Source organism: Rhizobium sp. 62_C5_N11_2, assembly GCF_051811185.1.
Lineage (GTDB): Bacteria > Pseudomonadota > Alphaproteobacteria > Rhizobiales > Rhizobiaceae > Rhizobium > Rhizobium leguminosarum.
The window spans coordinates 1,872,862-1,886,436 of sequence record NZ_JBPWPW010000001.1 but is presented as its reverse complement, the minus strand read 5'-3'; the positions used below and the strand labels follow the sequence as shown (position 1 = coordinate 1,886,436).

The 13,575-nt window shown below is 61.4% G+C and carries 12 protein-coding genes; 4 read left to right on the top strand and 8 right to left on the bottom strand.

The genetic code is table 11. The features are described from left to right. Nucleotides 1-9: 9 nt before the first annotated feature. Complete coding sequence (locus AB8B31_RS09605) at nucleotides 10-2,532, bottom strand: hypothetical protein (protein ID WP_131703126.1); 2,523 nt, start codon at nucleotides 2,530-2,532, stop codon at nucleotides 10-12. 246 nt (nucleotides 2,533-2,778) lie between these two features. On the opposite strand from AB8B31_RS09605, the gene AB8B31_RS09600 reads away from it, so the two are divergent. Next, nucleotides 2,779-3,834, top strand: a complete 1,056-nt coding sequence (locus tag AB8B31_RS09600; RefSeq protein WP_131703125.1) for a LacI family DNA-binding transcriptional regulator — start codon at nucleotides 2,779-2,781, stop codon at nucleotides 3,832-3,834. A 21-nt stretch (nucleotides 3,835-3,855) separates the two neighbouring features. On the opposite strand, the gene AB8B31_RS09595 is transcribed toward AB8B31_RS09600, so the two are convergent. The 5 genes from AB8B31_RS09595 to AB8B31_RS09575 are packed head-to-tail and all read right to left on the bottom strand — an operon-like array spanning nucleotide 3,856 to nucleotide 8,972. Then, on the bottom strand, nucleotides 3,856-4,599 hold the full coding sequence (locus AB8B31_RS09595) for an ABC transporter ATP-binding protein (RefSeq protein WP_131703124.1): 744 nt from the start codon (nucleotides 4,597-4,599) through the stop codon (nucleotides 3,856-3,858). Then, nucleotides 4,596-5,441 carry an ABC transporter ATP-binding protein gene (locus AB8B31_RS09590; RefSeq protein ID WP_018241960.1) on the bottom strand — a complete coding sequence of 282 codons (846 nt, stop codon included), beginning with the start codon at nucleotides 5,439-5,441 and terminating at the stop codon, nucleotides 4,596-4,598. Before AB8B31_RS09590 ends, AB8B31_RS09595 begins: the two co-directional genes overlap by 4 nt. Next, the gene (locus AB8B31_RS09585; protein WP_131703122.1) at nucleotides 5,428-6,330 is read right to left on the bottom strand and encodes an ABC transporter permease; all 903 of its coding nucleotides are present in this window, start codon (nucleotides 6,328-6,330) and stop codon (nucleotides 5,428-5,430) included. The genes AB8B31_RS09590 and AB8B31_RS09585 overlap by 14 nt, the downstream gene beginning before the upstream one ends. Beyond that, nucleotides 6,327-7,355, bottom strand: a complete 1,029-nt coding sequence (locus tag AB8B31_RS09580; RefSeq protein WP_018241958.1) for an ABC transporter permease — start codon at nucleotides 7,353-7,355, stop codon at nucleotides 6,327-6,329. Before AB8B31_RS09580 ends, AB8B31_RS09585 begins: the two co-directional genes overlap by 4 nt. 21 nt (nucleotides 7,356-7,376) lie before the next feature. Then, on the bottom strand, nucleotides 7,377-8,972 hold the full coding sequence (locus tag AB8B31_RS09575; RefSeq protein WP_130652344.1) for an ABC transporter substrate-binding protein: 1,596 nt from the start codon (nucleotides 8,970-8,972) through the stop codon (nucleotides 7,377-7,379). Between the two features lie 133 nt (nucleotides 8,973-9,105). On the opposite strand from AB8B31_RS09575, the gene AB8B31_RS09570 reads away from it, so the two are divergent. The 3 genes from AB8B31_RS09570 to kdgD all read left to right on the top strand — a co-directional run bounded on the left by AB8B31_RS09570 (nucleotide 9,106) and on the right by kdgD (nucleotide 11,815). Continuing rightward, nucleotides 9,106-9,816, top strand: coding sequence for a FadR/GntR family transcriptional regulator (locus tag AB8B31_RS09570; protein ID WP_018241956.1), 711 nt, complete (start codon nucleotides 9,106-9,108; stop codon nucleotides 9,814-9,816). 65 nt (nucleotides 9,817-9,881) lie between these two features. After that, on the top strand, nucleotides 9,882-10,856 hold the full coding sequence (locus AB8B31_RS09565) for a mannonate dehydratase (RefSeq protein ID WP_018445415.1): 975 nt from the start codon (nucleotides 9,882-9,884) through the stop codon (nucleotides 10,854-10,856). A 32-nt stretch (nucleotides 10,857-10,888) separates the two neighbouring features. After that, nucleotides 10,889-11,815, top strand: coding sequence for a 5-dehydro-4-deoxyglucarate dehydratase (gene kdgD, locus AB8B31_RS09560; RefSeq protein ID WP_028731957.1), 927 nt, complete (start codon nucleotides 10,889-10,891; stop codon nucleotides 11,813-11,815). Nucleotides 11,816-11,910: 95 nt separating this feature from the next. Here kdgD and AB8B31_RS09555 read toward each other — a convergent pair whose 3' ends face one another. Further along, nucleotides 11,911-12,411 carry a GFA family protein gene (locus AB8B31_RS09555; protein WP_028731958.1) on the bottom strand — a complete coding sequence of 167 codons (501 nt, stop codon included), beginning with the start codon at nucleotides 12,409-12,411 and terminating at the stop codon, nucleotides 11,911-11,913. Nucleotides 12,412-12,499: 88 nt separating this feature from the next. Continuing rightward, entirely contained in the window at nucleotides 12,500-13,267 is a 768-nt protein-coding gene (locus tag AB8B31_RS09550; protein WP_131703121.1) for an alpha/beta hydrolase family protein, read from the bottom strand. Between the last annotated feature and the right edge of the window lie 308 nt (nucleotides 13,268-13,575).

Here is a 13,575-nt window from a genome sequence, read left to right as displayed (position 1 = left end):
ACACGTCGTCTACGAGGCCGCACGCCGAGGCTGCCTGCCCGGTATCTTCAGATGTACCGCGTCTCCCCGCACCGACCAGTCCGTCGGTCGAAGAATACGGCCTTCGGCGCGCACGGTGCCGTCTTCTTCGAAGACGACCCGGCCATAATCCGGATCGACGACGATCAAGGCGCCCTCGTCGTCGCGGCGGGCCGAAAGCGTGGCGAAACGCGCCTGCATGCCGTCAAGGCTACCCTCGCGCCCGACATCGGAGAGACGGACGATCCAGCGGCCCTTGCGGCCAGCCAGCCGCAGCTCGATATCCGTCGTCGGACCTTGCTTCACCGGCTCAAGCGCGCCGTTGCCGATCAGCATCGCAATCCCGTTGCCTGAGCGGGCGAGCGCCAGATTGCCGTCGACCACCGTGTCGTCGAAGGCCTCGAGCGGGAACCAGGCATGGGTGAAATCCGGCTGGCCCTCGTGGATCTCGAAATCGAGGATCGCCAGATCGCGATACTGATGCACGCGCGGCAGCGTTCCGCAGCCGCCCCAGAAGCTCGGCCGGCCGTAGCCGAACTGGATGGTTTCGCCGGGATGATTGATCCAGATCTGCGCTTCCGGCCGGTCGCCCAAGCGCAGATGCAGCACCGTCTCCTGGTAGCCCCAGGCGCCGGGACGATAATGGGCGATGGTGCCAAGCGCGGTGTCGCGGGTCTTATAGTGGTAGAGAGCGGCGAAACGGTTCTCGCCCTGGGAAAAGGTCCATTCCTGTGCGTCGTCGGACTGGTGCGCCGCAATCGCCGCAAGCGCTTCTGGAAAACGCAGGCCATGATCGCGAATGCAGACGGCAAGCTGCGGCAAAGCGTGGACACGCCGGCCGTACCAGCCGCGGCCCCAGAGCAGCCGAGCAATAGCGGAGAGTTCGACCGAGCGGCCGGGGCGCAGCGTATGTTCGTAAGAACGGCCCTGGCTGCCGGTCAGCATGCCGTGATGGGCCGAGCGGGCGACGATCTCCATCAGGCGGACGATGCTGGCACTCGCCCGGTCGCGGATCGTCTCATCCGGGGCACAGGCGGCCAGCGCCGTCAGGCCCTTGAGGTCGATCGGGAAATAGGGAACGGAATTCCACTCGGCCATTTCCCAGCGCTCGAAATGGTCAAGCCAGGCGCGAACACGCTCTTCGCCGATCTTCATCTGCTCGGCGCCGGTGCGGCCGGAACGGACGAAGACGGCATCGGGGAAAAGCCTGCCGCCGAGATAGGCGGCGGTATGGAAGAGAAGCGCGTGGTTTTCCGAAAAATACCACTGAACGTCGTTGCCCGGTTCGTCCATCCAATAGCGGTAATTGAGGACGGCGTGCTCGATCCTGTCGCGCAGCTCCGGTGACAGCAGATCGCTCCAGCGCGTATAGGCAAAGAGCAGCGGCACCAGCACGAAATCGGCGCAGTCGTGGCAATCCTCGATGACCGGCAGCATGGCCGAGATCATCGCCTCGGTTTCCTCGCCGCCCTGCCCCTGCGCAAGACGCGCGAAAGCACAGACCGTGTCGGGTTCGGAATGGGCGGCGACCTCGGCCAGCGCCTCGGCGACGCGGTCCTCCAGAGCGGCGGGCGCTTCCCCCTGGCGTTGGGGATGACAGATCTCGACGCCGAGCGTTCGGCCGAGCGAGAGCTCGCCTGTTTTGAAGGTGATGCGGAAATGGCGGAAATCGGCGGGCATATCCGCCGAGGTTCCGAGTTCCAGCTTGGTTGCTCCCGCTTCCAGCTCGAAATCATAGTCGAAGCGCTCGATCGACATGAAGTCGCCTTCGATCTCGACATGGCAGCTCAGCGCCACCGGCAGCGGCACGGGGAAGAGGATCGTGACATCTTCGCCGAGATAGGCGGTGCGGTCGAAGCGCATGCCCTCGAGGATGACCTCCAGCGCATCCGCGTCGCCGGCGGCGATGGGAACGGGCACGGCGGCTTCAACTTCCGGTCCTTCGACATAATCCAGCTGGAAATAGAAACGCGCGTCGCGCTCGGCGAGATCGTCGAAATAGACTCGGATCTCGTTGAGGCCGGCCGCCAGTTCGATCTCGAAGAGCTGCTGGGCTTCAAGATTGCGCTGATACGGCGCCATGAAGCCCTGCTCGCGGCCATTGACGAAGAGGATCGCGCCACCGCAGGTCGACAGGCGAAGCGTCGCAGGCCCCACTGAGCGGGCATCGAGGAAGGTGCGCGCCCAGCAGCCGATGCGCGTGGGGCGAAACCAGAAGCCGGAGAGATCGACACGCGGGGAGGCAAAGGGAAGCCACCAGCGGACAGCGTCGAACTCGGCAGCCGGCTGCGGCCGCCGGCCGGAGAAGGATTTCTTGAATTCGGTGCGGCAGGGATATTCATGCGGGATGAAATTCTTCGTCTTGGTGACGAAGAAAAACGGATCCATGTTGCCGTCCATCGGACGGTCGGCGACGTCATAGCGCTCCTGCCACAGGTTGGCGAGCTGCCAGTAGACGATCGGGCTATCCTTCGCCGTTGCGCGGCGGAGATGGGATTGCTGCTCAGTGGTCATATTTCAGCCCGCCCCAGAACAGTTGGAGCATGATGTCGCCCGAAAACCGCTCACACTTTTCGGCATCATGCTCAAGCCTTGGGACGCCGGGTAAAACGCCGACGCATGGACTGGCCGCCTAGCCACATTTCAAAGCCTCCCTGCTCTGCCGCTTGTCGCGGACTCCTCAGGCAACAATTGTGCATAGGCATTCCATTTGCGCAATCTGAAAGATTTTTGCATAGTAGTCGGGAGCGAGGAGAGGACATGGCGGCGGAAGAGAAAAAAGGCAGGCGCACGCGCCTCGACGACATTGCCGCCAGATGCGGTGTCTCGATCAGCACGGTGTCGCGTGCGCTGGCTGGCGAAAAGGGCGTCAGGCCGGAGATTCGCAAGCTGGTGCTGGAAACGGCGAGTGCGGTCAGCTACGCCCTGCCGGCGAGCGTTGCCGGCAAGAAGGTCATGCTCGTCGCCTCCGGCGCGGCGATGATCGACTATGTCCGCAACCAGTTCACGCTCTATGTGCTCGAAGGATTGAATGCGCGCGCAGCCGCTCTCGGCATCGAACTGGCGATGCGCCCTATCGCCGACAAGGGGGATGAAGCCCGCGTCGTCGCCGAGATGCGTGACGATCCGAGTTTTGGCGGCATGCTGATCCTGACCGTCGACGAGGAGGAGATGCTGGCGGCGGCCGCCGATCTCGGAAAGCCCGTCGTGCTCGTCAACAGCGACGATCCCTATATGCGGCTTTCGAGTGTTACGCCCTGTAACCGATCGGCCGCCTTCATCGCCGCCGAGCGGCTGATCAAGGCGGGACATCAACGTATCCTGTTCATGCTGAGGCCGGGGCGGCGGACGATCGAGCGGCGCCTGGAGGGCTGGCGCGACGCCCTGCAGCATCATGGGCTGACGGCCGATGCCGATCTGGTGCTCGAGGTCGACGACTGGCTGCCGGAACTCGGCGCCGAGGCGGTCACCCGTCTTGTCCGCGAGAAAGGCCTCTCCTTCACCGCCATCCTGACGGCGGGCGACAGTCTGGCCAATGGCGCGGTGCGCGGATTGCAGGCGATGGGTTATGCCGTCCCGCAGGACATCTCGGTGATGGGCATAGACGACCTGCCGCAGTCGGCCTTTCTCAATCCACCGCTGTCGACGGTGCATATTCCGATGCGCGAACTCGGCGCCACCGCGCTCGATCTGCTGCGCGACATGATGCTCGGCCTTGCCGCCCCACGGCGGCGGATAGAGCTTGCCTGCCATCTCGTCGAAAGGGGTAGCGTCGCAGCGATCAACCGCGTCCATGTCGCAACAGAGGATCGCTGAACCACACCACGTTCGAGGATATCAAGCTTCGATAAAGCTCGCTTCGAACAGCTCTCGCGCATAGGCATCATGCGTGGTGCCGGCCTGCAGATCCGCTTTGGTGAGTTCGTCGACGAAGCAACCATTCTTCATGATCAGCACCCGGTCGCACATATGGCCGATGACCGCGAGGTCGTGACTGACAAGCAGATAGGTCAGGCCCTTTTCCTCTCGCTGATCAGCAAGCAGGTTGAGGATCTCTGCCTGGACCGAGACATCGAGCGCCGATGTCGGCTCGTCGAGCAACAGGATGGGCGGCGACAGGATCAGGGCCCGGGCGATTGCCACCCGCTGACGCTGGCCGCCGGAAAGCTCATGCGGAAAACGGTTTGCGAAGCTCGCCGGCAAACCCACCTGGATCAACGCCCTCTCGACCTTCGACCAGATATCGGAATGGCCCATGGCGCGCAGCGGCTCGGCCAAGGCGGTGCCGATACGATGGCGCGGATGCAGGGATCCGTATGGGTCCTGAAACACCATCTGGGCAAATTTCAGCTCCTCGCGAGAGCGCTTCTTGCCGATCGGTTTGCCGCCAAGCTCGATGTGACCGGTCCAGCCGGCCTCCATGCCGGCGAGACACCGCAGCACCGTCGATTTGCCGCATCCGGATTCACCGACAATGCCAAGGGTCTCCCCCTGGTTGACCTGAAAACTGATGCCCCTGACGACATGGTTGCTTGATTTGCCGGAGGCAAAGACGACATCGAGGTCACGCACATTGATCATTGCGCCGTCTCCAGATCGAGTTTCGTCCTGTCGAGAACCGCAAGCCGGCGAACCGGGTTCCTGGGGTCGGGCAGCGCCGCTATCAGCCCGCGGGTATAGGGATGGCGGGCGTCTTCGAGACGAGTCAAGGTCTCGACGATCCGGCCGGCATACATGACGATGATGCGCTCGCAAAAAGCTGCCACCATGCGAATGTCGTGGCTGATCAACAGCAGTCCGGAATTGTTCTCGCGCACCAGCTCATCGAGCAACAGCAGCACGTCCTTGCGGACGCTGACATCAAGCGCCGAGGTCGGCTCGTCGGCGATGACAAGCTTCGGGCGCGCCAGCAGCATCATGGCGATCATCACGCGCTGGCCCATGCCGCCCGATATCTGATGCGGATAAAGCGCCATGACCCGCTCCGGATCGCTGATGCGCACGCGCTCCAGCATGGCGCGGGCAGCCTCATGCGCCTGCTTCTTGTGAAGACCGAGGTGAAGGCGGGCGGCTTCGGCGATCTGTTTGCCGATCGAAAGCACCGGGTTCAGCGAATAGCGCGGATCCTGCATGATCAGCGCGATGTCCTTGCCGCGCAGCGCGCCCATCTGACGTTCGGTCTTCGACAGCAACGAACTGCCGGCGAGATCCAGGCGTTCGGCCGAGACCACCGCGGCCGGCGGCAGAAGACGCATGATGGCGCGACCGGTCGTCGATTTTCCGGAACCGGATTCTCCGACGATCCCGACGCGTTCGCGCCCGACGTCGAAACTGACATTGGAGACGGCAGGCACGGCGCCTCGCCCGAAACGGACGCTCAATCCTTCGACGGATAGAACGGGCTGCAGATCACGATCTTGCATGGCGGGGATCCAGAATGTCGCGCAGAGCATCTCCGGCGATGTTGAAGGCAAGGCTGGTGAGGAGGATGGCGATACCTGGCATCACGGCAACCCACCAATAATCCAGCATGAACTTGCGGCCGCTGGAGATCATTGCGCCCCATTCCGGCGCCGGCGGCTGGGCGCCAAGGCCGAGGAAGCCAAGTGACGCTGCCGTCAGAATGATACCCGCCATGTTGAGCGTCAGACGAACGATGACCGACGGGACGCACATCGGCGCGATATAGAGGAGAAGAATGCGGATCGGCGAGGCGCCATAAAGACGGGCGGCGACCACATAATCGGCGTTTCTGACGACAAGGGCCTCGGCGCGCGCGAGCCGGGCAATCGGCGGCCATGCGGTCAGCGAGATCGCGATGATTGCCGTGGTCAAGCCGGCGCCGAGTGCTGCAGCAAAAGCCAGAGCCAGGATCAGCGACGGGAAAGAGAGAACGATATCGGTGGCGCGCATCAGCAGCGCATCGATGCGTCCGCCGAAGAAGCCGGCGACAACGCCGATCAACAGGCCGATCGGGCCGACGATCAAGGAGATCGAAAGCACGGTCTGGATGGTGATGCGCGTGCCAAAGATGAGGCGGCTCAAGATATCCCGGCCGAATTCGTCCGTGCCCGCCAGATGCGCGAGGCTCGGCGGCTGCAAGGCATCGCCAAGCGCCTGTATCGCCGGATCGTAGGGCGCCAGGAGCGGCGCGAAGATCGCGATCAGGCAAAGCAGACCGAGGATGACGAAGCCTCCAAGACCAAGCGGCTCGGCCGCCAATTTGCGGCCGGCGCGCGCAAACGACGCCGCGATACGGGTCAACACGCCTGGAGGGCGGATCTGAATCTCGCTGCGGATGACATCGCTCATCGGGCCGCCTCCCGCATACGCGGATCAAAGACGGCGTAAGCGACGTCGGCCAGGAAGTTCAACAACATGAAAATGAATCCCACAATGATGGTGCCGGCGACGATGGCGTTCATGTCGCCGATCATCAGCGCGTTCGTCATGTACTGGCCAATGCCCGGCCAGGAGAAAACGATCTCGGTCACGACAGCGCCCTCGAGCAGACCGCCATAGGAAATGGCAAGGATGGTGATCAGCTGCACCGCAATGTTCGGCAGGACGTGGTGCCAGATCGTGCCGAGGGGGCTCACACCCTTGGCTCGGGCCGCAATGACATAATCCTGACTCAACTGCTCCAGGGTGAAGCTGCGGGTCATGCGCGTGATGTAGGCCATCGCCGCATAGGCGAGGATGACGGCCGGCAGAATGATATGGCCGAGCGCATTCCAGAAGATTTCGGTCTCGCCCTGCAGCAGGCTGTCGACCAACAACAAGCCGGTGCGCGGTGTGACGAGGCCTTCGTAAAACACATCGATCCTGCCCGGCCCGCCGACCCAGTTGAGGCCGGCATAGAAGATGACGAGGCCGACGATGCCGAACCAGAAAACCGGGATCGAATGACCGACGAGCGCGACCACCCGGGCCGTCTTGTCGATGAAGCTATCGCGAAACAGCGCCGCGACAAGCCCGAGCGGGACACCGACGAAGGTCGAAATGATCACCGCCAGCGTCGCAAGTTCGAACGTCGCCGGAAAGGCCTGGGCGAGGTCCGAAGAGACGGGATTGCCGGTGAGGACGGCCGTGCCGAAATCACCATGCGCCAGGCCGTTCAGATAGAGGAAAAACTGCTGGTAGATCGGCAGATCGAGCCCTAGGCGCGCCCGCATCGCCGCATAGGCGGCGGGATCGGCGAGCTCGCCGACAATCGCGCCGACCGGATCGGTGGGCAAGACGCGGCCGATCACGAAGGTCACACATAAGAGGATGAACAGGCTGACCAGCAAATGCGCCAGGCGTCGGCCAAATTCGGCTACGGAGAGTTCCTTCATGATCGGCTGTCCTGGGAAGTATTACTGGGTTTCGACCTTCGTCACGTTCTCGAGACGCGTTAACTGAGACGGATGCCCCACATATCCCTCGACCTTGCTGGACAGGACGATCGGCTCAAAGCGCTCGAAGAGCGGAAGCACCGCCGGCTTCTGTTCGACGAACATCTTCTGCATCTGAACGTAGAGTTCGCCGCGCTTCTTGGCGTCCGGTTCCATCGATGCTTTCGCGGTCAAGGCCGTAAGTTCCGGGATGTCCCAGGCCGAGCGCCAGACGAAATTGCCGGCATTGTTGGCTTCCTTCGAGTTGTCGGGATTGGAGGAAAACTGCTCCATCGAGCCGAGCACGTTCGGCATATAGGCGCTGGTCTGCGGGATCAGCAGATCAAAATCCCTGGCGCGATGGGCGGCGATGATTTCCGAGCCGTTGCCCTGCTGGATGTCGATCTTGATGCCGACCTGGGCAAGCGATGCCTGGATGGCGGTGGCAAGATCGATCCGCGGCGTTTGCGCGATGGTCTTCAGCGAAAGCGAGAAGCCGTCCTTGAAGCCTGCCTCGCTCAGCAGCTGCTTGGACTTTTCGACGTCGAGATGCCAATCGGGATTGGGGATCGCATATTCGAAATTCTCCGGAACGGGAACGTTTCTGGCCCGGCCGTAAGGACCCATGATGGTCTTTTCGATGCCCTTATAGTCGATGCCGTAGGCAATGGCTTCGCGAACCTTCGGGTTGGAGAGGTATTTGTTGCCGGCATTCATCGACAGCACATAGAAACCGCCCGTCGGAATACGCTGGATGGCAAAGCCCTTCTTGCTCTGGAAGGTCGCGAGATCCGAGGCGGTCAGGGCGCTGGCAATATCGATATCGCCGCGTTCGAGCATCAGCCGCTCGACCTGGCTTTCAGGCACATGCCGGACGATGACACGACGCATCTTCGGCGCCCCGGCCATATAGTCCTTGTTGGCATCGAGGATCACCAGTTCGTTCGGAGACCAGCGATTGAGGGTGAACGGACCGGAGCCGGCCGAATGGGTTCGCATCCAGGCGTTTCCGTAGTCATTATCAACGGCGTGGCTCTCGACCTCGACGCTGTCGACCACGCTGGTGGTGGTCGTCGTCAGCCGGTAGAGCAGAAGCTCCGCCGTCACCTGGTCGGAGAGATCGATCCGCACCGTCTGGTCGTCGACGGCCTTGACGAGCTTTTCGACATTGTCCTTGTCGTAACCGACGCGCTTGAGATTGGCGGCGGCGGCCTGATCCATCTTCAGGAGCCGCGCCAGCGAGTAGACGACATCCTTGGAGGTGACCGGGTTGCCGGAGGCGAAATTGGCCTTGCGCAGCGTAAATGTGATGCCCTTGTCGTCAACCTTCCAGCTTTCCGCCAGCTGCGGAAGAATCTTGCCGTCAGCTGTGCTGGCGACCAGCCGATCGTAAAGATTCGACATGATCTCGACCGCTTTGCCTTCGGTCGCCTGTTGCGGATCCAGCGACAAAACCTGCGCCAGTGAGGTGCCGACCACCAGCTGGTCCTGTGGGGTGGCAGCCTGCGAGAGCGGTGCAGCGATCGTGAGGGCGCCGATGACGGCGCCGACGAACAAGCCCTTAGAAAAATGCTTCATTGTAAGTCCTCCCTAGACTACTATAAAAGACATATTATGTCGCCCGTATGTCGTATTATGATTTATCGAAGTCTGATATGATTTGCAAGACCCGAGCGGGAGACTTGATGCAAAGGGATTGGGGGAACGGACAATGACAACATTCGGCGGTGGCCGGCAAAGACTGGCGCAACAGGTCATCGATCAACTGCGGGCGCAAATCGAGACGGGGACGCTGCGTGTCGGCGATCAACTGCCGACCGAGCCGCAGCTTGAAGCGACATTCGGCGTCAGCCGCACCGTGGTGCGTGAGGCGATAGCCGATCTGAGGTCGGCAGGCTTCGTCAAGCCGATCCAGGGCAAAGGCGTTTTTGTCGCGGATCCGAAGGCGCATTCGGTCCTGCCGCTGACGCCGGTGGAAATCAAAAGCATTCCGGAAACCCTTGAGTTGCTGGAGTTTCGTATGGCGGCCGAGGGTGAAGCGGCGGCAATTGCCGCCTATCGCCGCACCGCCGAGCAGGAGGCGGCAATCCGTGAGGCCAACCGCAGAATGGCGCACCTGATTGAAACCGGACAGCAAACCGTGGAAGCGGATTACGCCTTCCACATGGCGATTGCCGCCGCCACGAACAACCGATTCTATGTCGATGTCCTGCGCCATTTCGGCCCCAGAGCCATCCCCCGCGGCCAGTTTCCAACACTCCCCGAGGCCAATGACCGCAGCTATCTTCAGAAGGTTTATGCCGAACATGTCGAAATCCTGTCGGCAATCGCCGATCAGGATCCCGAACGCGCCCGCCAGGCAATGCGCGCACATATGCTGGCCAGCCAACGCCGCTACCGCATGCTCGCCGAGCAGCAATAGGGCTCGACACTCTTCAAAATTCATATTATGTCATATGACATTATGTAATTTCGAAAGAGACTCAAATGTATCTGGGAACACAGGTCGCCGCGCGGGATGACGACGATTATCGTATCTTCGCGCAACTGGGTGTGAAGCATATCAATGCCGACCCGCCGGGAAAGCCGAGCAGCTGGACGCTGTCCGACCTCGAGCGCCATCGCGACAAGGTCGAAAGCTTCGGCCTGATCCTCGACATGATTCAATTGCCGCTGCCCTCGCAGCCGATCGAGAAGGCTTCCTATCCCGATATCCTGCTTGCCGGCCCCGAGCGCGACAGACAGATCGACGCCGTCTGCAAGCTGATCGAGAATGTTGCGGCGGCCGGCATTCCTTCGGTGAAGTACAATCTCAACCTGATCGGCATTCCCCGCACGCCGGATGAACCGGGACGCGGCGGATCGCTGAATGCCAGCTTCCGCTGGGACAAGACGGATCAGCAGGCCGAGCCCGGCCTTGCCGGCGTGCTTTCCGAAGACGAGAACTGGGAACGGATCGACTATTTCCTGGAACGTGTCGTTCCCGTCGCTGCAAGCAACCGCGTCCGGCTCGCCTGCCATCCGCACGACCCCTATACGCCGCCGGGCTATCGCGGCGTCACGCGTGTCTTGGGTACGGTGGAAGGCCTGAAGAAGTTCGTGCTGATGCGCGAAAACCCCTATCACGGCCTCAATTTCTGCCAGGGCTCGATCGGCGAAATGCTGGAAAATCCCGGCAAGGAGATCGACGATGTCATCCGCTGGTTCGGCCAGCGCGGCAAGATCTTCAATGTTCACTTCCGCAATATTCGCGGCGGCAAGCTGTCCTTCATGGAGACCTTCCCTGAGGAAGGCGACATGGACATGGTCCGTTCGGCCAGGATCTACAAGGAGGTGGGCTTCAAATACATGCTGATGCCCGACCATGTGCCGACCGTCAGCGGCAAGGACCCAACCGCCACCGCATTTGCCTTCTGCTACGGCTATATCGCTGCACTTCTGCAAGTGCTCGACAGCGAGTGACCCGGTTTTCAACACCTAATAAATAGGACTTCATGATGAACCCGATTGAATTGAAGAAGGCCGTCGGTAGTGGTCTCCTGTCGTTTCCGGTGACCCATTTCGACGATCAACTCAAATTTGACGAAGCCAAGTACCGGCGTCATGTCGAGTGGCTTTCCGGTTACGACGCTGCTGCGCTGTTTGCCGCCGGCGGCACCGGGGAGTTCTTCTCTCTCAATCCGGCCGAGATTCCGCAGGTTGTCCGGGCGGCCAAAGCGTCGGCCGGCAAGACGCCGATCATTTCGGGAACCGGCTACGGCACGTCACTCGCCATCGAGATCGCCGTCGCGGCCGAGAAGGCCGGCGCCGACGGACTGCTGCTGTTGCCGCCCTATCTGATGTTTGCCGAACAGGCGGGTCTCATCGCCCATGTCAAGGCGGTCTGCCAATCGGTCGGCATCGGCGTCATCGTCTATAACCGCGACAACGCCATTCTTTCGGCCGACAGCATCGCGCGCCTGGCGGAGGAATGCCCGAACCTGATCGGCTTCAAGGACGGTGTCGGCGATGTCGATAAGGTGATCGAGATTACCACCCTGCTTGGTGACCGTCTCGTCTATGTCGGCGGCATGCCGACCCATGAGGTTTACGCGCAGGCCTATTTTGCGGCCGGCGTGACGACCTATTCATCGGCCGTTTTCAACTTCGTCCCCGCCCTCGCCCAGCGCTTTTACGGCGCCTTGCGCACCGGCGATCAGGCGACTGTCGATGAGATCCTGAAGGGCTTCTTCTTCCCCTTCGTCGCCTTGCGCAACCGCAAGAAGGGATACGCCGTCTCGATCATCAAGGCCGGCCTTCGCGTCCTCGGGCAGAACCCAGGCCCCGTGCGCCCGCCGCTGACGGATCTTTCCCAGGAAGAGCTCGCGCTGCTGGAAAAGATCGTCCAGGCCAACGGCGTCACACGGATCGCGGCGGAATAATATATCGCGGCATTAGGCCGCCGGGGTGGCCCGGCGGCTGTCCGGTTCGCAGCAACAACAGACCAGCGCCGCACTGGCAACCGCCGGAATAGGACTTAGCCATCACGCCGCCTCACCGCCCATGATGCGGTATCGTGATCGGGGTGCTGGTTGCTGCTCTCCTTGATCGCCGCGGCCCAGTCGGCGCCGTTGTCTTCGGTCGCACCGGTATTTTCTATGCCCGTGATCGTATCGAACCATCCCACCATGTTCTCGGTGCAGGTATTGGCCAGCGGCGAAAAGGCGTGCGGATCGTCAAGCGAACCGATCATCAGGTTGGTGCGACCGTTTTCGAGATGGTGGAAGAACAATGGCGTGCCGCAATTGGCGCAGAAGCCGCGCTCGACAAGCTCCGAACTCTTCCAGACGCTCGGCTTGCCGCGTGTCCAGCTGAGCGCATCATCGGGCGCGGCGACGAGCGCGGCAAAGATGTTGCCCGAGGCTTTCTGGCACATGCGGCAATGGCAGAGATGCGAATTGTCAAGCATAGCGGTTGCGTGGTAGCGAACGGCACCGCACTGGCAGCCGCCGCTCGCCTCCATCTCGATGCGTTTCATTTTTTTCTCCTCCTTCAAGAGGCGGGTTTGGGCTTGATCTCTTTTAGGTTTTCGTCACTTTCCCGCTGCCCGAAGCTGTCATGCGGCCTTAGTGGTACGTCACGACGGGATTGAACACCCTTTGCAGGAAGGGCCTGAGAGCTCCCTGCATGTCGTTCCTCGGAATCTGATGTCCACACTCAAAGACGTGGAGCGTCGCCAGGACTCCGGCATTGGACAGAGCTTTTGAGAAGAGTTCGGCTTGGGCAACAGGAGCACGGTCGTCATGCTTTCCATGCAGCAACAGCGTCTCACACCGAACTTCGGGCGCATAATGCAATGCAGAGCGAGCCAGAAACGCCTCTCTCGATAGACCCGCCTCTTTCTCGATAGCCCAGCGCAAACCGTCTGAACTCTCGTGATAAGCGACTTCAAGATCGTAGACGCCGCTGGACAGAATGACTGCTCGCAGATCAGAAACCTGGGTGGCGACCATTGCCGATGCAACGGCGCCACGACTGTTTCCATAGAGAACAATTCGGTCAGGATCGACGAAAGGCTGGCCCTGCAGGAAGGCGAGAGCAGCTATGATCGCTTGCTGGGTTTTGGGACCGCAGAAATCCGGAGGGCCATCCGACGCCCCAAAACCAGGCTGCGAGACTGCCGCCGCAGTGATATTCAAACCAGAACAGAACCGAAGCAACGCGCCGCTGTTGACCGCCTCTATCCCTCCAAGCAGACGGCCACCCTGATTGCCGTGGACAAATAGGATTGCTCCTGCGGGCGTTTCGCTTACGGCTTGAGCATGAAAAAGCTCGACCGTGGCTCCGTCACCCCGGTTAATGAGATGTCGCGTTACTACCGGCATAACCACCATCAGGTTTTCGCGTGCCGGACAAACAATAGTGCAACTTGTGGCATTGGCAACGTCCGGTGGCGGGGGAAATCGTTGAGAAACCAAATGGCTTAGCCGCTCATCCGTTCTCCCCTCGGCCAGAACGCGCCCATAGGGCGGATAAGGGGGCGAAGCTGGTCTTTTCAACAACGCGTCATACGCCTGCGGCGGAATGGCGGGATAGGTTATGAGGAGAGAGCGTGCCGTGCAGCCCCCTCATCCGCCTGCCGGCACGTCTCCCCGAGGGGAGAAGAGGATATGCCGCACCCTCGCGTTCCCCGCTCGTCGCC

Bases quoted from the DNA above. Each gene is read 5' to 3' on its own strand.
- AB8B31_RS09575 (WP_130652344.1), bottom strand. From the start codon at position 8,972: ATGAAGCATTTTTCTAAGGGCTTGTTCGTCGGCGCCGTCATCGGCGCC.
- AB8B31_RS09580 (WP_018241958.1), bottom strand. From the start codon at position 7,355: ATGAAGGAACTCTCCGTAGCCGAATTTGGCCGACGCCTGGCGCATTTG.
- kdgD (WP_028731957.1), top strand. From the start codon at position 10,889: ATGATGAACCCGATTGAATTGAAGAAGGCCGTCGGTAGTGGTCTCCTG.
- AB8B31_RS09550 (WP_131703121.1), bottom strand. From the start codon at position 13,267: ATGGTGGTTATGCCGGTAGTAACGCGACATCTCATTAACCGGGGTGAC.
- AB8B31_RS09570 (WP_018241956.1), top strand. From the start codon at position 9,106: ATGACAACATTCGGCGGTGGCCGGCAAAGACTGGCGCAACAGGTCATC.
- AB8B31_RS09565 (WP_018445415.1), top strand. From the start codon at position 9,882: ATGTATCTGGGAACACAGGTCGCCGCGCGGGATGACGACGATTATCGT.
- AB8B31_RS09585 (WP_131703122.1), bottom strand. From the start codon at position 6,330: ATGAGCGATGTCATCCGCAGCGAGATTCAGATCCGCCCTCCAGGCGTG.
- AB8B31_RS09555 (WP_028731958.1), bottom strand. From the start codon at position 12,411: ATGAAACGCATCGAGATGGAGGCGAGCGGCGGCTGCCAGTGCGGTGCC.
- AB8B31_RS09600 (WP_131703125.1), top strand. From the start codon at position 2,779: ATGGCGGCGGAAGAGAAAAAAGGCAGGCGCACGCGCCTCGACGACATT.
- AB8B31_RS09590 (WP_018241960.1), bottom strand. From the start codon at position 5,441: ATGCAAGATCGTGATCTGCAGCCCGTTCTATCCGTCGAAGGATTGAGC.
- AB8B31_RS09605 (WP_131703126.1), bottom strand. From the start codon at position 2,532: ATGACCACTGAGCAGCAATCCCATCTCCGCCGCGCAACGGCGAAGGAT.
- AB8B31_RS09595 (WP_131703124.1), bottom strand. From the start codon at position 4,599: ATGATCAATGTGCGTGACCTCGATGTCGTCTTTGCCTCCGGCAAATCA.